General features: G+C 49.0%; 1 protein-coding gene. It reads left to right on the plus strand.

The window, feature by feature from the left end; translation table 11 throughout:
- Nucleotides 1-279: 279 nt before the first annotated feature.
- Nucleotides 280-4,732: DNRLRE domain-containing protein (locus tag PROCOU_RS16015; RefSeq protein WP_036074429.1), on the plus strand; the 4,453-nt coding region annotated here is incomplete at its 3' end.

Consider the following 4,732-nt stretch of genomic DNA (forward strand, 5'->3'; position numbering starts at 1 on the left):
TTCAATTTGGGAGACTTTTTGCTATTTACAACACGAACATATATTCGTATACTAAATAAGAGATAAAGAAAGGTGGAGATGCTAGGTTGGAGTCATGGATGCATGCTGTAGCGGGATAGAATAGCATTCTATTTAGAAATGCAAGAAAAAAAAGAATTTATTAGAAAAAACGAAAAAAAGCATTGTTTTCCAAGATAACGTATGTTATTTTGGTAGGATAGTGGAAGCGTTCACTAAAAAGAGGGTAAGAAAAAAGACAAAAAGCGGAGGAGTTTTTACATGAAGACATGGCTAAAAAAAGGGTTGTTAGTGTGGTTGGTTTTTGCGTTGGTCGTTTCGACGTTGCCAGCATGGGAACCACGCGCGGAGGAAACAAAGGGAGAGGTCGTTCCAACACCAAAAGCAACGGCGCAAGCAAAGCCGGTGGAATTGGTCGAGGAGCGCACGGAAAATGAGCTTGTGTACGATAATCAGAATGGTTCTTTCACGAAACAGATTTTTACGGAACCGGTGAATGTGAAGGAAGACGGCGAGTGGGAACGCGTATCCAATGACTTAGTGACAACGGATGAGGATGTCATTGAGGCGGAGCGCACCGAAATTCAAGCGAGCTTCTTACCAAAGATGGAAAAAGGGACATACAGCACATTTGGCGAAGGAAACGAAGCGATTACGTTTGGTTTTGAATCGGCAGAAGGCGAGACAGAAAAAACAGCCGTGACGGATGTAGAAGCGAGCATCGACGGCAATGAAGCACGATTTAAAGATGTGTTACCGAACACAGATTTGCGCAATTTGCATTTTAATACGTCTGTGAAGGAAGACATCGTGATGAACGAATATAATGGATTCAATCAGTATAATTTCCGATTGGACACGAAATTAAACGTGGCACAAGTGGAAGCTGGTTCGATTCAGTTTACGAATCGCAAGGGCGCGGTAGTATTTGAGTTGCCGAAGCCAGTCATGTCAGACTCGAACGTAGATGAGACATCAGGCATCGCCGTCAGTTCGGATGCCGTGGCATTTAAGTTGGAGCAGTTGACGAGTACGGTGTATGCGTTGCAAGTGGTGGCGGATAATGACTGGTTGAAAGCCGAGGACCGCGTGTACCCAGTGTATATCGATCCGAGTGTGCAACTGAAAAAAGTGACCGATGCGCATATTGCGAGTGCGTATCCAACGACGAACTACTCCGGCAGTAAGTTGTGGGATGCAGGGCAAGGTGAATATACGATGTCTGTCGGTCAATACGATGGCACGACGGGAATTAATTACGCCTATATCAAGCCGGATGTGTCATCTTTAGCGAAGGCGTCGATTGAGTCAGCGACGTTTAAAGCCTATGCGACCTGGCATTATTATCCGTCCACACCGAACTTGGTGAAGTTGGATGAGGTGAAGAGTGCGTGGACGCCGGCTGGGGTGACGTGGAATACGAAGCCAACCGCGACGAATATTGCGGAAACGAATGTCGGACGCGATCAATGGGCGAGTTTTAACGTGAAAGATACCGTGCAGGCCTGGGCGCAAGGTACGCGGGTGAATTATGGTTTCATGTTGCATACGACGAACACGCAAGGTTTTTGGAAAAAGTTCACGGCAACGGAAACGGGGACGAACGTGCCGTATTTGGAAGTGACGTATACGTACGCCAAACCGGCCAAAGCGACGGTGAAAACGACATCGAACGGCGCTGGAACAGGGACAGGGTACATGGACTTAGCGTGGAATGCGGTACCAGGTGCGACGGGGTATAAAGTGATTTTGTCCAACGGGTATAATTATCAGCAGTTCCCTGTGGGCAATGTGACATCTTGGACCTCGAAAGGGAAGGGTATTTTCCCAACACAAGCCGAGCTCGATGAGGGAGAATTTGATTTCCATACAGACGGTAAGGGTACCGAATTTGCGAATGATCCGCGGGAACTCTACGAAAATGGCTATCAAGCGGGCAGTACCTTTGGCTTACGAAACCAACAAAAATACATCGTACGGATTTTAGCGACATTCCCAGGTGGGGATAGCCCGACATCCGATATCACCGATGTGTATATGCCCATCGAAACACCAGCGACCCCAACAGGGAAAGCCTATGCGAACTTGGCAGGCACGAACACAGGCTATGTCCAAGTCAACTGGGCACCTGTCGCGAACGCAGAAGGCTATATCATCACGATGTTCGATGGGAAAAAGGATGTTGAATTTGATGTTGGCAACAAGACAACTTGGACGACGCAAAACAAAGGATTATGGCCGACCAATGCCGAAGTGGCCGCAGGTGGCTGGGGACTACACACGGATGGCAAAGGGGCGGAATTAGCACAAGATCCATCGCCCGTGTATACGAATTCTGGTGGGACATTGGGGCATTTAAAAACCTATGCGTTCCGCGTCAAGGCGTATACGAAGACGGGACAACAGGCGACCAGTGCTATCTCTGGTATTTACAAGCCAACGATTCCACTGGTTGGTTCGCAACAAGGGATGGTCGACTATTGGACAGCCATTCCGGTGATTGGTGGCGAAGTCAACGCGACAAACGGGAACTTCTTGTTCAGCGAGACAGATTTTGAGCTCGAAGGACGCGGACCAAGCATCCACATTAGCCGAACGTTTAACAGTCAAAATGACCAAGTCGGCTTGTTTGGAAAAGGCTGGACAAGTACACTGGAAACGCGCGTCGCCGAACAAGCCAACGGTGATGTGATGTTGTTTGAATCCGATAATAAAACACAATTATTTACGAAAACAGGTACGACGTACGAGGCACCAGCAGGTGTGTATAGTGAACTGACGAAAACGGCGACAGGCTTTTTGATGGTAGAGCAGGATAAATCAGAAGTGGCCTTTAACACGGCAGGACAACTGGTATCCGAGAAGGATCCAAACGACAATGTGCTCACGTACACGTATACGAGTGGGAAGTTGACGGGGATTACGGACGCGTCTGGCCGGAAAGTGAGTCTAGGGTATGCAGGTGGGGGTGCCCAAGTAACGAAAATCACGGGACCAGAAAATCGGGACGTGACCTTTACGTACGATGCCGCGAAACAATTAACAGCATCGACCACCCCACGAGGGAAAGCGTATCGTTATGGGTACACCGATGGCTTATTGACAGCGATTTATGATCCGAAGCATACGGAAGCAACGCCATATCAAACGACTTACGCGTATACCGATAAAAAACTCGTGAAAGTGACGGACCCCGTTGGCAAAGCGACGACACTGAGCTATGCGCCCGAGAAGCGAGAGGCAACGCTGGTCAACGCGAAAGGCAAGAAAACCGTGTATACCTACAACCAAGCAGGCAACCCGGAGAAAGTCGTAGTGGATGCGGATGGCTTGAAGTTGAGCACGACAACGAGCTATGAGGCGAATAACCTCATCAAAGAAGTAAGTCCAAAAGGGCAAGAAGAGACGTATACGTATGACGCGGATGGAAATGTCACGTCAGTCACCGATCCTTATGGGACGGAGAATTATACGTATAACGAGAATAACGACGTGACCGCCATGACCGATACGGAGAATAAAACGACGACGGTGGCGTATGACGATGCCGATGCGGTATCCGAAACAGATCAATCCGGTGGTGCAACATCGACGGTTTCCCAATACGACAAGTATGGGAATGTAATCAAAGGAACCGCGGAACTAAGTACAGCGAATAATATCTTAGCGAATCCAAGTTTCGAAAAGGATTTAGTCGCGACGGAATGGTTCTCGCAAGTGTACCAAACCGCGACAGGAACGGTAGCGATGGACAAAACCACGGCAGCACCAGGTGGCGTGAGTGGCGCGGCTTCCTTGAAGATTACCGGGAAATCCACGGGACGCGGCTTTACGGCTGGGAAACAAATCGTGGAGTTGGAACCAGATAGCACGTATACGTTGAGTGCACTCATCAAAACGAGCGATATGAAGGATACGAATGTGTTCTTTAATGTCGAGTTGCAGGATGCGACAGGGAAACGCGTGACCGATGGGGAAGCATGGCAGAGCAACCGGTATAGCGATTTGAAGGCGAACCGTCCATGGACGAAGCGCCAACTGACGATTAAGACCACGAAAACGACAGCGAAAGCCTACATTTTCCTTGAAGTGGAGCAAAATAAAGAGACGGGTGGAACAGGAACGGCGTGGTTTGACAATGTCCAACTGGAAAAAGGGGAAGCATCGGCGACCTTTAATCCTGTCCTGAACAGTAGTTTTGAAGCCAGTACAGAATTGATGGCAACCGGCTGGTGGCGCGGATCGACCGCAGGCGCGGATAAAATGGCCATCGATGATACCGAAGGCTTTGCGGATAGCTCCTCGGCACGCATTGTGCGGACAGCCGTGACGGACGTGGACAGCAAGTATGGACAAGAAATCGTACTCAACCAAACCACCGCGAAAAATGTGACAGTCACCGCGATGTCCAAATCAGAGAACGTGGTGAATACCGCAGGCGGCGAGAAGTTATCGAACGATTACGCGATTTTGGCCGAGGCAGTCTTGACGGATGGTGTGACAAAATCTTTCTACGCGCCATTCCCAACGGGAACGAATGAGTGGAACCGTAGTGCGGTGACCGTGAACGTCGATAAACCGATTGCGCGCTTGAAAATCTGGACGCTATTCCGTGGCAAGCATACAGGGAAAGCTTGGTTTGATAACATGCGTGTAATTGACGGGGAAGTGTTGACGGAGAATACGTATGATAGTGCTGGAAATTATGTGGTCG

The organism is Listeria rocourtiae FSL F6-920 (genome assembly GCF_000525975.1).
Classification (GTDB): domain Bacteria; phylum Bacillota; class Bacilli; order Lactobacillales; family Listeriaceae; genus Listeria_A; species Listeria_A rocourtiae.